Origin of the sequence: Planktothrix pseudagardhii (assembly GCF_904830925.1) — a bacterium.
Lineage (GTDB): Bacteria > Cyanobacteriota > Cyanobacteriia > Cyanobacteriales > Microcoleaceae > Planktothrix > Planktothrix tepida.
Map to the genome: position 1 here is coordinate 4,351,678 of NZ_LR882967.1, position 12,180 is coordinate 4,363,857.

Genomic DNA, 12,180 nt, shown 5'->3' on the forward strand with positions numbered 1-12,180 from the left:
ATCAGTTATCAGTTATCAGTTATCAGTTATCAGTTATGATTTGAGTTGGGAAACTAGGGTGGAAGCTTTACCTACCGCTTGCCACAGCAAGTCAGGGTTGGCTTCAAGCGTATATGTGACCGGGCTTGTCTCTACTTGTTGAACGATCTCGTCTTCCCTCAAAGATTTATAGGTTTGGGTGATTCGTTCTTCCCCAGAAACAGATTCGGCTTTGAGTTTTAGGGTAGACCGGGATTCTAACTGTTCTAAAATCGGTGATAACAGGACACGGGCATAGCTTCCATAGGCGACACCCGCCACCCGATGTTGGTAGTTGAGCCTGTCGAAACTAGCGTCATCCATTGACCGTATCCCGTTTTTCAGAAACGCTTGAGTCGGTTGCTCGGAATTAGCCAAAACGGAGTTGGGATACACAGGCGGATAAGCGGTACCAGATGATTGTAAAAGCCCAAGGGATTTGAGCTTGGCTACAGTATAATCGTTTGTGCCACCCGCAAGCTGTACATATCCCGGTAAATTCACAGCTAAAATTTTTTGAGCCAACTTGACACTAGCGATAGTTGTACCCACCCCAATATCTCCACTCATTGGACGCCCATCAGTTTGCCAAATTAAGGGGCAGGAAAGGGGGCTGATTAGGTCATATAAGGTTTGGAGATATTCAACTACACCCTCCCCATCAGGGCAGCTAATGGCAACCAGTTTGAGTTGGGCTAGATGGGGTTGAATACTACTCCACAACCGTTTAAAGTCTTTGTCTCGTCCAATTTGGGTATGAATTTCCAGGGCGTCTACTCCAGTTTGTAAGACTAAGGGTGCAATTACATCGGGGCGGAAGACATAAGACCGGGCATAAATTAAATCACTGGGACAAATCGGAATACAACGTCCACAGCCGTAACAGAGTTGATCGATGATGCCGGATTTTACGTCAGAAAAGGTAATTGCCCCCGTCGGACAAACAGTTTCACACGGTCGCCTACAACTGGATGGGCAAGCGGTTGCTTCAAATTCTGCTTTACGAAAATGGGGATCTTCACCATCATTGAGGCTGACCATTAACCAAGGACGATAGCGATAACTAAATCCTAAAGCTTGAGCTTGTTCGCCTAAAGCTTCGGCTTGTGTTAAAGCCTCCTGGGTTATGGCAATCACGGCTGGGTCAGCAGCTACATCAATACAGTCTGCACCTGCTAAGGTGTAAGCCAAGGTTAAACTTCTGACCGCAGGCAAGTGCTGGTAACTCGCTCCGCAGATAAGTTTGAACCAGTTACCTTGTTGCAATGCCGTTAAAGGGGAATCATAAGTGTTCACTCTTTCTATCATAACGAAGCAAAAGGGTTCATCATCTAAATTTTTGAGGCAATCTAAAAAAAATAAGTTGGGTGTTTACCCAACTCATTCGGTTTAATATCAACCTCAAAAATAAGAGCACTCTTCAAGCGGCAACATTAACATCTTTAAGGGGTGTCCATTGCACGACTCGTGCTCCTCCCATCTCCACTACCAACTTGACACGGGGTTCTTGTTGGGGGAGTTGTGTCAAAAAGGCGATTTCTTGACTGGACAAAATATGACCTTCAATGATCCAAAGCACTAAACCTTTGGATTTAGGGGGAAGTTGATCTAACTGTGTATTTAAAATGGGGGGGACATAATAAACATTGCCAACAGCCGCTTCATTCCCACTATTTTTTTTGCCTAAGTGGGGAGGACGAACCCCATGAACTCCCGTTAAATACGCGGCTAAGTCTCCGAGTCCCCGTGCAGACAGGTTATAGGTTGTATATCCATGGGCTCGTAACCGACGACGATACCGCCCCTCAAACCCCCCTTCTAGGGGAACATACAGTCCTAAAGCTCCGTATGTTTCTAAATCTCGAATTAGTTTGCTCCCGGTTGTAATCAGTGGCATAACTCGATAATAAACCTCTTTACTAAATCTTTGTTATCTTCGCTTGCAATATTTTGACTTGACACTCTCGGCGCGTAAACGCGCGGAGATTCTTAATTCAGCGACTGACCTTTAAGCACCGTATCTCTTTCGAGCAATACTCAAACCTTTCAATCCTCTCTATCTTAATCCAAAGCCGATGCTCAAAGCACGGGGTTTTAGACCCAAATTCTCGATAATCTCCCGTCAACCAACTCACTCATCAAGACTGCTCTTGCTTTTCCAATTGTCCCTAGTGGTGAAACAACCCTTAACCTAACTCCCCTGAGTTAAATTAAAAATCTTATCAAAGTCGCGATTCGTTCTTGACAGTTGGTAAAAATTACCCTACAATCAAAAATTGTCGCTAATCGGGAAGATGCTGCTAACTTTCTAAAGACTGAACTTAATTCATGGCGTTAACGTTGTTAGCCCCCATGAATCAGCGATTGGGCAAAAATAGTTAAGCAGTTAAGCCGAATCGGTCAGAAAACAGCAGCAAGGCTGACTTTAAACCCTAAACAAGCTTGGCGCAAGCCAGTCATCTGCATGGGATTAAAGATCTGTAACCCACAGGATACTGAGTAGCTTGCTGCTCAAGTCCCAGCGACATACAGGCAGAATCGAGGGAAATCCTTGATCCGCAAACAGCTTAAAACTTGTTGATAGCCTGAAACTGTTCTAAACTCCCAAGGGTTTATCCTCCTTAAACGGTGGGAGACTATTTTGGTGTGTTTAAACATCCACAAGGCATTTTAAATCATGTCTTGTTCATTTCAGCAAGCGGATTCTTCCTCACGGTCGATCCGAACTTTATTGTAATGCGTAGAAAAGAGAGGCTAGTTTAAGTGTCTGTAGGTATCCTCGGCACAAAAGTCGGCATGACCCAAGTGTTTGAAGCGGAAAGCGGAAAAGCTATTCCCGTTACCGTGATTCAAGCAGGGCCTTGCACTATTACCCAGATTAAAACCAAACAAACGGATGGTTACACCGCTATTCAACTAGGATACGGTGAAGTTCCTGATAAAAAACGCAAGCTTAATACGACTAAATCTCCCAACAAAGAGGTCAATAAGTATCTCAGTAATGCGGAACAGGGGCATTTAGCCAAATCTGGTGGAACAATGCTGCGCCACCTCAAAGAGTATCGCGTTAGCGATCCCGAAACCTTTGAATTAGGCCAACAACTGAAGGCGGATATTTTCACCCCCGGACAACTGGTGGATGTCAGTGGAACCAGCATGGGTCGTGGTTTTTCGGGTTATCAAAAACGCCATAACTTTAAACGGGGCCCTATGGCTCACGGTTCAAAAAACCATCGTCTTCCCGGTTCAATCGGCCCTGGAACCACCCCAGGACGGGTTTACCCCGGAAAACGCATGGCTGGACACTATGGAGCCAGCCAAGTCACCACTCGCAAATTAACCGTTGTGCGTGTTGATTCCGAACGTAACCTGCTGTTAGTGAAAGGCGCAGTTCCTGGCAAACCCGGCGGTTTGTTAAGTATCGCACCCGCTAACTTAGTCGGTGGCAAGTAGAGGAGAAAACAACCATGGTTGATTGTGTAGTCCGAAATTGGCAGGGTGAAAGCGTAGGACAAGCCACCCTTGACCTAAAAGTCGCATCCGAAGAAAATGCCAGCCACGTTGTCCATAGAGCCTTAGTGCGGCAAATGGCAAATGCGCGTCAAGGTACAGCCAGCACTAAAACCCGTTCAGAAGTTCGGGGGGGTGGCCGTAAGCCTTGGCGTCAAAAAGGAACCGGTCGCGCTAGGGCGGGTTCCATTCGTTCTCCCTTATGGCGAGGCGGTGGGGTAATTTTTGGGCCAAAACCCAGAGATTATTCTCAAAAAATGAACCGCAAAGAAAGACAGTTAGCATTGCGGACAGCGTTTCAAAGTCGTGTTGAAGATCTGGTTGTCGTTGAAGAATTTGCCGATCAGTTTTCTCGACCCAAAACCAAAGACTTAGTATCGGCGATGACCCGTTGGGGCGTTGAACCCGAAGCTAGAGTGCTGTTGGTGTTACCTGAGAAACAACCCAACGTTTATCTATCGGGTCGGAACATTCCCAAACTGAGAATGTGCTTGGCGGATAGCCTTAACGTTTATGATGTGCTCGCAGCCGACAAAATCGTAACCACAACTGCTGCCCTTGCCAAAATTCAGGAGGTTTACGGTGAGTGAACATAATACCGGCGATCTGATTGATTTGGTCAAGCGCCCCATTGTGACCGAAAAAGCCACAAGGTTAATGGAACTGAATCAGTTCACCTTTGATGTTGATCGCAAGGCGACCAAGCCCATGATCAAACAAGCCATTGAACTGTTATTCCCCGTTAAAGTCAAAGCCGTTAATACCCATATTCCGCCTCGTAAACGTCGTCGGGTCGGTAAGTTTGTTGGGTACAAAACGGGCTACAAACGGGCAATTATCACCCTGGAGGATGGGGAACCTCTGCGGAAAGTCCTGTTCCCAGAGGTATAAAGTTGTCTGTTGTCTGTTGTCTGTCAACTGATAACTGATAACTGATAACTGATAACTGATTTAGAATCTAAGGATCAAATATGGGAATTCGTTCATACCGACCCTATACTCCCAGCACTCGCCAACATACCGTTTCCGATTTTGCAGAAATTACCCGTTCTGAACCTGAGCCTTCTTTAACGGTTTCCAAACACCGGGATAAAGGGCGCAATAACCGAGGCGTGATTACCTGTCGCCATCGGGGAGGCGGACATAAAAAACTGTATCGGATCGTTGATTTCCGCCGGGATAAACACAATATCCCTGCTAAAGTTGCTGAGATTGAATACGATCCCAACCGGAATGCTCGGATCGCTTTGGTGTATTACACCGATGGCGAAAAACGCTATATCCTGCATCCCCTTGGGCTCAAAGTGGGAACCGTCATTATTTCTGGCCCCGAAGCTCCGATTGAAATCGGCAATGCCCTGCCTTTAGCTAAAATCCCGTTAGGGACAGAAGTGCATAACGTCGAGTTAGTTCCCGGTAAAGGAGGACAAATCGTTCGCGCTGCGGGTGCAACGGCTCAAGTTATGGCAAAAGAAGGGAGCTATGTCACCCTCAAACTGCCGTCTGGGGAACAACGAAAAATTCCGGCGAAATGCTACGCCACTATCGGACAAGTCGGCAATATTGATGCGCGTAACATCAGTGTTGGGAAGGCGGGTCGCACCCGTTGGAAAGGTCGTCGTCCTGAAGTTCGCGGTAGCGTCATGAACCCGGTGGATCACCCTCATGGTGGTGGAGAAGGACGCGCACCTATCGGTCGTTCTGGCCCTGTAACACCTTGGGGTAAACCCGCATTAGGGGCGAAGACTCGCAACAAGAAAAAACGCAGTACCGCTTTAATTGTTCGTCGTCGTCGGAAATCCTCGAAACGGGGTAAAGGTGGACGGCAAACTTAATCAGTAATCAGTAATCGACTGATAACTGATTACTGACAACTGACAACTGATAACTGATAACTGATTACTGTATGTCTCGTTCACTCAAAAAAGGCCCCTTTGTGGCGGATCATCTCCTGAGCAAAGTTGAAAAACTCAATGCCAAGGGAGAAAAACAAGTCATCAAAACTTGGTCAAGAGCATCCACAATTATTCCCCAGATGGTCGGTCATACGATCGCCGTCCATAACGGAAAACAACACGTTCCTGTGTTTGTTACGGATCAAATGGTGGGTCACAAATTAGGGGAATTTGCTCCAACTCGCACCTTTCGGGGTCACGCTAAAAGTGACAAAAAAGCCCGCCGTTAGAAGAGTTGCGACGCTGAAAACTCCATTGAATGCCGACTCGGAATTAACATGAACTATGGCTATAGATACTAGCGCCGAAGTAAAAGCGATCGCTCGTTACATTCGGATGTCACCCTCCAAAGTAAGACGAGTTTTAGATCAGATTCGGGGACGATCCTATCGAGAAGCTTTGATCATCTTGGAATTCATGCCCTATCGCTCTTGTGAGCCGATTCTCAAGGTTTTGCGCTCGGCGGTCGCTAACGCAGAACACAACGAGGGATTAGATCCAGCGAACTTAGTGATTTCTCAAGCTTACGCCGATCAAGGCCCAACGATTAAACGGTTTAGACCCCGCGCTCAAGGCCGTGCTTACCAAATTCGCAAGCCGACTTGTCATATTGTTGTTGCTGTAGCACCTCAAGCCGAAAGCTAAGAGCTATCAGGACATCAAGGAATGGAAAAGCTTAACTCTTTTCGATTCGAGAATTGAAACGAGAATTGAAACGAGAATTGAAACTACCTCACCCTTAATCTGCTATGGGACAAAAAATTCATCCTGTTGGGTTTCGACTGGGAATTACCCAAGAGCATAGATCTCGTTGGTTTGCTGATTCCAAACAGTATCCTGAACTGTTACAAGAAGACCATACCATTCGGGAATTTGTTCGTAAGGAACTCAACAATGCTGGGATTTCTAAAGTCCGCATTGAACGCAAAGCCGATCAAATTGATTTAGAAGTCCAAACCGCTAGACCTGGTGTTGTGGTTGGTCGTGGGGGAACAGGGATTGAATCTCTGCGCCTCGGCCTTCAGAAAAAACTAGGGTCACATCGTCAAATTCGGATCAATGTCGTGGAAGTTGCCCGCGTTGATGCCGATGCCACCTTGATTGCTGAGTATATCGCTCAACAACTCGAAAAACGGGTTTCCTTCCGTCGAGTTGTGCGTCAGGCGATTACACGGGCACAAAAAGCCGGAATTGAAGGGATCAAAATTCAAGTCAGTGGTCGGTTAAACGGTGCAGAAATTGCCCGAACCGAATGGACTCGTGAAGGCAGAGTTCCTCTGCATACCCTGCGGGCTGATATTGACTACGCCTACTGTACCGCCTTGACTATCTACGGCATTCTGGGTGTTAAAGTTTGGGTCTTCAAGGGCGAAATTATTCCGGGACAAGAAGAAGTGGCTGCCTCAACGACAACTCAACCTCGTCGAAATCGGCAACCTCGTCGTCAGAAATATGACGACCGTTCTAACGAAGGATAAAGAGAAACATCAAACCCCAAATCGAACACGATCATGTTAAGTCCCAGAAGAACAAAATTCCGCAAACAACAGCGTGGCCGGATGAAAGGTCAAGCCACTCGCGGTAATGATCTAAACTTCGGTGATTTTGCACTGCAAGCCTTAGAACCCTGTTGGATTACCTCCCGTCAAATTGAAGCGGCTCGACGAGCCATGACCCGTTATATTCGTCGGGGTGGCAAAATTTGGATTCGGATTTTCCCGGATAAACCTGTAACGATGCGGGCTGCTGAAACCCGGATGGGTTCGGGTAAAGGGGCGCCTGAATATTGGGTCGCTGTGGTCAAACCCGGTCGGGTGCTCTTTGAAATTGCAGGCGTTTCCGAAGAAATTGCACGGGAAGCAATGCGGTTAGCGGCATTTAAATTACCGATTAAAACCAAGTTTATTGCCCGTTCCGTTGAGGAAGAAGCTCAGTAAATCTATTGTTAACAGTAGTCGATACTGTCAACCCCAAAGGACTCAGTTATGTCTTTTCCTAAAATCGAAGAAGCAAGACAGTTGAATGATGAAGAACTGTCTCAGCAAATCTTAGAAGTCAAAAAACAACTGGCTAACCTTCGTTTACTCAAAGCGACAGGGCGTTTAGAAAAAACCCATGAATTTAAGCATATTCGCCATCGTTTAGCTCAATTGAAAACGGTGGAGCGGGAACGCCAAATCAGTAATCAGTTATCAGTTAACAGTTAACAGTTATCAGTGAAGAGTCAAGGGTTAATTGTTGATAGCTGATATTAATCGTTACTCCTTATCAACTGATAACTAATAACTAATAACTGATTACTGATTACTGACAACTGATTACTGATTTTGGAGTACAGCAATGGCAGTAAAAGAACGAGTTGGCTTGGTCGTTAGTAACAAAATGGATAAAACGGTGGTTGTAGCGGTGGAAAACCGTTCTCCCCATCCTAAATACGGCAAAATTGTCGTTAAAACGAAACGATATAAAGCCCACGACGAAAATAACGATTGTCAAGAAGGAGATCGAGTTCGGATTTCTGAAACTCGTCCTTTAAGTAAAACCAAACGCTGGAATGTGGTCGAAATTCTAAGCGATAAAAGCAAAACTGATCTGTAGAGACTTGAGCTTTCAACTCTCTATAAGGAATCGTCATACCTGAGAGGGAAAAAATAAGACTATGATCCAAGTTCAAACGATTCTGAATGTTGCTGACAATAGCGGTGCACGAAAATTAATGTGTATTCGCGTTTTAAAAGGTGGCAACTGTCGTTATGGCGGCATTGGTGATGTCATCATTGCTGTTGTTAAAGATGCTATCCCCAATATGGCGGTCAAAAAATCCGATGTGGTTCGGGCTGTAATTGTTCGGACTCGTCATAGTTTACGCCGGGATAGTGGCATGAGTATTCGGTTTGATGACAATGCGGCTGTGATTATCAACGCCGATGGGAATCCCAGAGGAACTCGTGTATTTGGCCCTGTAGCGCGGGAACTACGGGATAAGAATTTCACCAAAATTGTTTCTCTTGCACCGGAGGTTCTTTAATGTCCAAGAAAACAACATCCGACAAATCCCAACGTTATAAAATGCACGTTAAAAAAGGCGACACCGTGCAGGTGATTACGGGTAGCGATAGAGGGAAGGTGGGAGAAATCCTACGAGTTCTCCCTAAAGTGAGCAAAGTCGTTGTTAAAGATGTTAACGTGAGAACCAAGCACGTTAAACCTCGTCAAGAGGGTGAATCCGGTCAAATTACGACCTTTGAAGCTCCGATTCATAGTTCTAACGTCATGCTTTATTCCACCAAAGAAAACGTTGCCAGTCGGGTGTGTTATACCTTTACCGACGACGGCCGCAAGGTGAGAATGTTGAAAAAAACTGGTGAAATTATTGATTAAAGAGGGAACAGGGAACAGGGAACAGGGAACAGGCAATTACCCCTTACTCATTACCTATTACCCATTCGCAATTCGTAATTGCAACTGTCAACAATTATCCTGACCAAGCCCAGGGTTCATAAAGAGCAACAACTATGGTAGCTAAACTCAAGACGATCTACTTGGACAAAATCGTTCCCAAAATGATGGATCAGTTCAAATATGAAAATATCCATCAAGTGCCTAAGATTGTTAAAATCACGGTCAACCGGGGTTTAGGCGAAGCTTCTCAAAATGCCAAAGCTTTAGAGTCCTCCATCAATGAATTAGCTGTGATTACGGGACAAAAACCCGTTGTCACCCGCGCTAAAAAAGCCATTGCCGGGTTCAAAATTCGCAAAGGAATGCCCGTCGGTGTGATGGTAACCTTACGTTCAGACCGGATGTATGCCTTCTTAGATCGACTGATCAATTTATCTTTGCCTCGGATTCGTGATTTTCGCGGTGTCAGTGGCAAAAGCTTTGATGGTCGAGGAAATTACAGTTTGGGTGTCCGAGAACAATTGATCTTTCCTGAAATTAACTATGACAGTATTGATCAAATTCGAGGCTTAGATATTGCAATTGTGACCACAGCCAAAACCGACGAAGAAGGGCGAGCCTTGCTCAAAGAAATGGGAATGCCCTTCCGGGACAGCTAGTGTGGAACAGGCATCTTGCCTGTAACTTAAAGTAACGAGGAAACTATGGCGGCAAACGATACCATTGCGGATATGTTGACGCGCATTCGCAATTCTTGCATGGCGCGGCATCAAACTACACAAATTCCTTCTACAAAAATGACCCGTAGTATTGCCCAAGTTCTTAAACAAGAAGGCTTTATTGGGGATTTTGAAGAAACTGGCGAAGGCATTAAAAAATACTTGGTTGTCTCTCTCAAGTACAACTCTAAAACGAAGGCTCCCACCATTCAGAAGTTACAGCGAGTCAGCCGACCGGGTTTGCGAGTGTATCGCAACCGCAAAGAACTCCCTCGCGTTTTAGGTGGAATTGGCGTAGCCATTATTTCTACATCTCGCGGGGTGATGACCGACCGAGAAGCTCGACGTCAAGGACTCGGTGGTGAAGTGCTTTGTTACATTTGGTAGTTGTAAGAGTGTCCGTTGTCTGTTGACTGTTGAGGTGTTCATTGTCAACTGTCAACCGTCAACTGTCAACCGTCAACTGTCAACCGTTAACTGTCAACAAATAGATAACTATGTCTAGAATTGGTAAACGTCCAATTTCCGTACCTAAGCAAGTCACCCTTACCATTAATGGTCAACACGTGACTGTTAAAGGCCCCAAGGGTGAGCTTTCTCGTGTTCTCCCCCCGGAAGTCGTAGTGGAACAGGACGGAGAAACCGTCAATGTCAAACGAGCTTCCGAATCCCGGACTGCTCGTCAGCGTCATGGCCTTTGTCGAACCCTTGTATCTAATATGGTCGAAGGGGTTTCTAATGGGTTTGAACGACGTTTAGAAATCCAAGGGGTGGGTTATCGGGCTTCCGTGCAAGGGACAAACCTGGTGTTAAATGTGGGTTACAGTAAACCCGTAGAAATGATACCGCCTGAAGGCATTCGCGTTGCTGTTGAAAATAACACGAACGTCATTATTAGCGGGATTGACAAAGAAATTGTCGGCAATATGGCCGCCCGCGTTCGGGCTGTGCGTCCCCCAGAACCTTATAAAGGCAAAGGCATTCGTTATCAAGGCGAAGTGGTTAGACGTAAAGCTGGTAAAACTGGTAAGGGTGGGAAAAAATAAACTATGAAACTAACTCGTCAAGAATCCCGTGATCGTCGTCATCGCAGAGTTCGGGTCAAGGTATTTGGCACTGCTGAACGTCCCAGATTAGCAGTGTTTCGCTCCAACCAGCATATTTATGTGCAGGTGATAGATGATACCAAACATCACACTTTAGTTGCGGCTTCTACGGTGGAACCGGGTTTTAAATCCGAAGATTTATCAGGTTCAACCTGCGACGCTTCTGTCAAAATTGGCCAGTTAATTGCTGAACGCGCTGTAGCTAAAGGCATCAAACAGGTTGTTTTTGATCGGGGTGGATACATCTATCACGGTCGTGTCAAAGCTTTAGCCGATGCCGCCCGAGAAGCTGGACTAGACTTCTAATCAGGTTGGCTGTGGTGGTGTTTCAACAGTTAACAGTCAACCCCTCAATCGTAAAAGTTGTTCAGGATATTAAAACTATGGCAGAGCAGCAGCAACAGCAGCGTCGTAAAAAAAGTAATCGCACCAAAGAAAAAGAAACTGAGTGGCAAGAACGGGTTGTCCAAATCCGTCGGGTTACTAAAGTGGTCAAAGGCGGTAAAAAACTCAGCTTCCGGGCTGTGGTGATTGTTGGTAATGAAAAAGGTCAGGTTGGTGTCGGTGTCGGTAAAGCCGCCGATGTCATCGGAGCCGTGAGAAAAGGGGTGGCAGACGGTCGTAAAAACGTTGTAGAAGTTCCCTTAACTAAATCTAATTCGATTCCCCATCCGGTTAATGGTGAAGGGGGAGGCGCTCAAGTCATGATGCGTCCTGCTGCTCCGGGGACAGGGGTAATTGCTGGGGGAGCGGTGCGTACCGTTTTGGAATTAGCAGGGGTTCGCAATATCTTAGCCAAACAACTCGGTTCCAGCAACCCTCTGAATAATGCCAGAGCCACAATTCATGCTTTAAAATCATTACGAACCTTTGCAGACGTGGCCAAAGAGCGGGGCATTCCCATTGAGCATCTTTACGCCTAATTCCATTATTCATCTGAAACAGTTCAAGTAGAAGCAATCATGAGACTCAACGATGCTATACCCAAACCAGGCTCTCGCAAACGCGGTCGTCGCCTAGGTCGTGGGATCTCTGCTGGTCAAGGCGCAAGCTCTGGAAAAGGGATGCGGGGTCAAAATTCTCGTTCCGGTCGCAGTACCCGCCCTGGCTTTGAAGGAGGTCAAAATCCTCTCTATCGTCGCCTTCCTAAACTTAAAGGCTTCCCTCTCGTTAATCGTAAACAATACACTACGATTAATGTAGGTCAGTTGGCATCCCTGAGTGCTAATACTGAAGTTACCCTGAATTCCCTATTAGAAGCGGGACTCTTAACAGGATCTCGTGGCCCTCTGAAAATTTTAGGGCATGGGGAACTGAATGTGGCACTGCGGATAGAAGCGGCAGCCTTTACCCAAGGAGCCCGTACCAAAATTGAAGCCGCAGGTGGGACTTGTCAGTTACCAGTCAATAGTAATCAGTAAATCCTTAAGAGGTTAATAGTTAATAGTCGTCAATTGTTAACTAAAAACT

The 12,180-nt window shown here is 46.1% G+C and carries 20 protein-coding genes; 18 read left to right on the forward strand and 2 right to left on the reverse strand.

What is annotated here, in order from left to right:
- Window positions 1-33 precede the first annotated feature (33 nt).
- Together ldpA and NMK36_RS18540 are read right to left on the reverse strand one after the other, a co-directional pair.
- Window positions 34-1,314, reverse strand: a complete 1,281-nt coding sequence (gene ldpA, locus NMK36_RS18535; RefSeq protein ID WP_083580064.1) for a circadian clock protein LdpA — start codon at window positions 1,312-1,314, stop codon at window positions 34-36.
- 124 nt (window positions 1,315-1,438) lie between these two features.
- Window positions 1,439-1,915: an NAD(P)H-quinone oxidoreductase subunit N gene (locus NMK36_RS18540; RefSeq protein WP_072719709.1), complete on the reverse strand. Its 477-nt coding sequence runs from the start codon at window positions 1,913-1,915 to the stop codon at window positions 1,439-1,441.
- Window positions 1,916-2,781: 866 nt separating this feature from the next.
- Between NMK36_RS18540 and rplC the strand changes: the two genes are divergently transcribed.
- The 18 genes from rplC (at window position 2,782) to rplO (ending at window position 12,131) form a co-directional block, all read left to right on the forward strand.
- Window positions 2,782-3,471, forward strand: a complete 690-nt coding sequence (rplC, locus tag NMK36_RS18545; RefSeq protein WP_072719710.1) for a 50S ribosomal protein L3 — start codon at window positions 2,782-2,784, stop codon at window positions 3,469-3,471.
- Between the two features lie 14 nt (window positions 3,472-3,485).
- On the forward strand, window positions 3,486-4,118 hold the full coding sequence (gene rplD / locus NMK36_RS18550) for a 50S ribosomal protein L4 (protein WP_072719711.1): 633 nt from the start codon (window positions 3,486-3,488) through the stop codon (window positions 4,116-4,118).
- Window positions 4,111-4,419 (forward strand): 50S ribosomal protein L23, encoded by a 309-nt coding sequence (locus NMK36_RS18555; RefSeq protein ID WP_072719712.1) that lies wholly within the window; start codon window positions 4,111-4,113, stop codon window positions 4,417-4,419. Before rplD ends, NMK36_RS18555 begins: the two co-directional genes overlap by 8 nt.
- A gap of 80 nt (window positions 4,420-4,499) precedes the next feature.
- Window positions 4,500-5,363, forward strand: a complete 864-nt coding sequence (gene rplB / locus NMK36_RS18560) for a 50S ribosomal protein L2 (RefSeq protein WP_072719713.1) — start codon at window positions 4,500-4,502, stop codon at window positions 5,361-5,363.
- A 71-nt stretch (window positions 5,364-5,434) separates the two neighbouring features.
- The gene (gene rpsS, locus NMK36_RS18565; protein WP_072719714.1) at window positions 5,435-5,713 is read left to right on the forward strand and encodes a 30S ribosomal protein S19; all 279 of its coding nucleotides are present in this window, start codon (window positions 5,435-5,437) and stop codon (window positions 5,711-5,713) included.
- Window positions 5,714-5,768: 55 nt separating this feature from the next.
- A complete protein-coding gene (gene rplV, locus NMK36_RS18570) occupies window positions 5,769-6,128 on the forward strand; it encodes a 50S ribosomal protein L22 (protein ID WP_072719715.1) in 360 nt (119 codons plus the stop codon).
- A 104-nt stretch (window positions 6,129-6,232) separates the two neighbouring features.
- The gene (gene rpsC / locus NMK36_RS18575; RefSeq protein ID WP_072719716.1) at window positions 6,233-6,961 is read left to right on the forward strand and encodes a 30S ribosomal protein S3; all 729 of its coding nucleotides are present in this window, start codon (window positions 6,233-6,235) and stop codon (window positions 6,959-6,961) included.
- A 33-nt stretch (window positions 6,962-6,994) separates the two neighbouring features.
- Window positions 6,995-7,420 carry a 50S ribosomal protein L16 gene (rplP, locus tag NMK36_RS18580; protein ID WP_072719717.1) on the forward strand — a complete coding sequence of 142 codons (426 nt, stop codon included), beginning with the start codon at window positions 6,995-6,997 and terminating at the stop codon, window positions 7,418-7,420.
- Between the two features lie 48 nt (window positions 7,421-7,468).
- A complete protein-coding gene (gene rpmC, locus NMK36_RS18585) occupies window positions 7,469-7,690 on the forward strand; it encodes a 50S ribosomal protein L29 (RefSeq protein WP_072719718.1) in 222 nt (73 codons plus the stop codon).
- A gap of 133 nt (window positions 7,691-7,823) precedes the next feature.
- The gene (gene rpsQ / locus NMK36_RS18590; RefSeq protein ID WP_072719719.1) at window positions 7,824-8,081 is read left to right on the forward strand and encodes a 30S ribosomal protein S17; all 258 of its coding nucleotides are present in this window, start codon (window positions 7,824-7,826) and stop codon (window positions 8,079-8,081) included.
- A 61-nt stretch (window positions 8,082-8,142) separates the two neighbouring features.
- Window positions 8,143-8,511: a 50S ribosomal protein L14 gene (gene rplN, locus NMK36_RS18595; RefSeq protein WP_072719720.1), complete on the forward strand. Its 369-nt coding sequence runs from the start codon at window positions 8,143-8,145 to the stop codon at window positions 8,509-8,511.
- Window positions 8,511-8,864: a 50S ribosomal protein L24 gene (rplX, locus tag NMK36_RS18600; RefSeq protein ID WP_072719721.1), complete on the forward strand. Its 354-nt coding sequence runs from the start codon at window positions 8,511-8,513 to the stop codon at window positions 8,862-8,864. The genes rplN and rplX overlap by 1 nt, the downstream gene beginning before the upstream one ends.
- Window positions 8,865-8,998: 134 nt before the next feature.
- Entirely contained in the window at window positions 8,999-9,544 is a 546-nt protein-coding gene (gene rplE / locus NMK36_RS18605) for a 50S ribosomal protein L5 (protein WP_072719722.1), read from the forward strand.
- A gap of 45 nt (window positions 9,545-9,589) precedes the next feature.
- Window positions 9,590-9,991 (forward strand): 30S ribosomal protein S8, encoded by a 402-nt coding sequence (gene rpsH / locus NMK36_RS18610; RefSeq protein ID WP_072719723.1) that lies wholly within the window; start codon window positions 9,590-9,592, stop codon window positions 9,989-9,991.
- Window positions 9,992-10,101: 110 nt separating this feature from the next.
- A complete protein-coding gene (gene rplF, locus NMK36_RS18615; RefSeq protein ID WP_072719724.1) occupies window positions 10,102-10,650 on the forward strand; it encodes a 50S ribosomal protein L6 in 549 nt (182 codons plus the stop codon).
- A gap of 3 nt (window positions 10,651-10,653) precedes the next feature.
- Complete coding sequence (gene rplR / locus NMK36_RS18620; RefSeq protein ID WP_072719725.1) at window positions 10,654-11,016, forward strand: 50S ribosomal protein L18; 363 nt, start codon at window positions 10,654-10,656, stop codon at window positions 11,014-11,016.
- 77 nt (window positions 11,017-11,093) lie between these two features.
- Window positions 11,094-11,633, forward strand: coding sequence for a 30S ribosomal protein S5 (gene rpsE, locus NMK36_RS18625; protein ID WP_072720071.1), 540 nt, complete (start codon window positions 11,094-11,096; stop codon window positions 11,631-11,633).
- Between the two features lie 39 nt (window positions 11,634-11,672).
- On the forward strand, window positions 11,673-12,131 hold the full coding sequence (rplO, locus tag NMK36_RS18630; protein ID WP_072719726.1) for a 50S ribosomal protein L15: 459 nt from the start codon (window positions 11,673-11,675) through the stop codon (window positions 12,129-12,131).
- Window positions 12,132-12,180: the final 49 nt, after the last annotated feature.

Excerpts from the sequence above, each read along its gene's own strand:
- NMK36_RS18540 (WP_072719709.1), bottom strand. The coding sequence starts at position 1,915 with ATGCCACTGATTACAACCGGGAGCAAACTAATTCGAGATTTAGAAACA.
- rplD (WP_072719711.1), top strand. The coding sequence starts at position 3,486 with ATGGTTGATTGTGTAGTCCGAAATTGGCAGGGTGAAAGCGTAGGACAA.
- rplB (WP_072719713.1), top strand. The coding sequence starts at position 4,500 with ATGGGAATTCGTTCATACCGACCCTATACTCCCAGCACTCGCCAACAT.
- rpsS (WP_072719714.1), top strand. The coding sequence starts at position 5,435 with ATGTCTCGTTCACTCAAAAAAGGCCCCTTTGTGGCGGATCATCTCCTG.
- rplV (WP_072719715.1), top strand. The coding sequence starts at position 5,769 with ATGGCTATAGATACTAGCGCCGAAGTAAAAGCGATCGCTCGTTACATT.
- rpsC (WP_072719716.1), top strand. The coding sequence starts at position 6,233 with ATGGGACAAAAAATTCATCCTGTTGGGTTTCGACTGGGAATTACCCAA.
- rplP (WP_072719717.1), top strand. The coding sequence starts at position 6,995 with ATGTTAAGTCCCAGAAGAACAAAATTCCGCAAACAACAGCGTGGCCGG.
- rpmC (WP_072719718.1), top strand. The coding sequence starts at position 7,469 with ATGTCTTTTCCTAAAATCGAAGAAGCAAGACAGTTGAATGATGAAGAA.
- rpsQ (WP_072719719.1), top strand. The coding sequence starts at position 7,824 with ATGGCAGTAAAAGAACGAGTTGGCTTGGTCGTTAGTAACAAAATGGAT.
- rplN (WP_072719720.1), top strand. The coding sequence starts at position 8,143 with ATGATCCAAGTTCAAACGATTCTGAATGTTGCTGACAATAGCGGTGCA.
- rplX (WP_072719721.1), top strand. The coding sequence starts at position 8,511 with ATGTCCAAGAAAACAACATCCGACAAATCCCAACGTTATAAAATGCAC.
- rplE (WP_072719722.1), top strand. The coding sequence starts at position 8,999 with ATGGTAGCTAAACTCAAGACGATCTACTTGGACAAAATCGTTCCCAAA.
- rpsH (WP_072719723.1), top strand. The coding sequence starts at position 9,590 with ATGGCGGCAAACGATACCATTGCGGATATGTTGACGCGCATTCGCAAT.
- rplF (WP_072719724.1), top strand. The coding sequence starts at position 10,102 with ATGTCTAGAATTGGTAAACGTCCAATTTCCGTACCTAAGCAAGTCACC.
- rplR (WP_072719725.1), top strand. The coding sequence starts at position 10,654 with ATGAAACTAACTCGTCAAGAATCCCGTGATCGTCGTCATCGCAGAGTT.
- rpsE (WP_072720071.1), top strand. The coding sequence starts at position 11,094 with ATGGCAGAGCAGCAGCAACAGCAGCGTCGTAAAAAAAGTAATCGCACC.
- rplO (WP_072719726.1), top strand. The coding sequence starts at position 11,673 with ATGAGACTCAACGATGCTATACCCAAACCAGGCTCTCGCAAACGCGGT.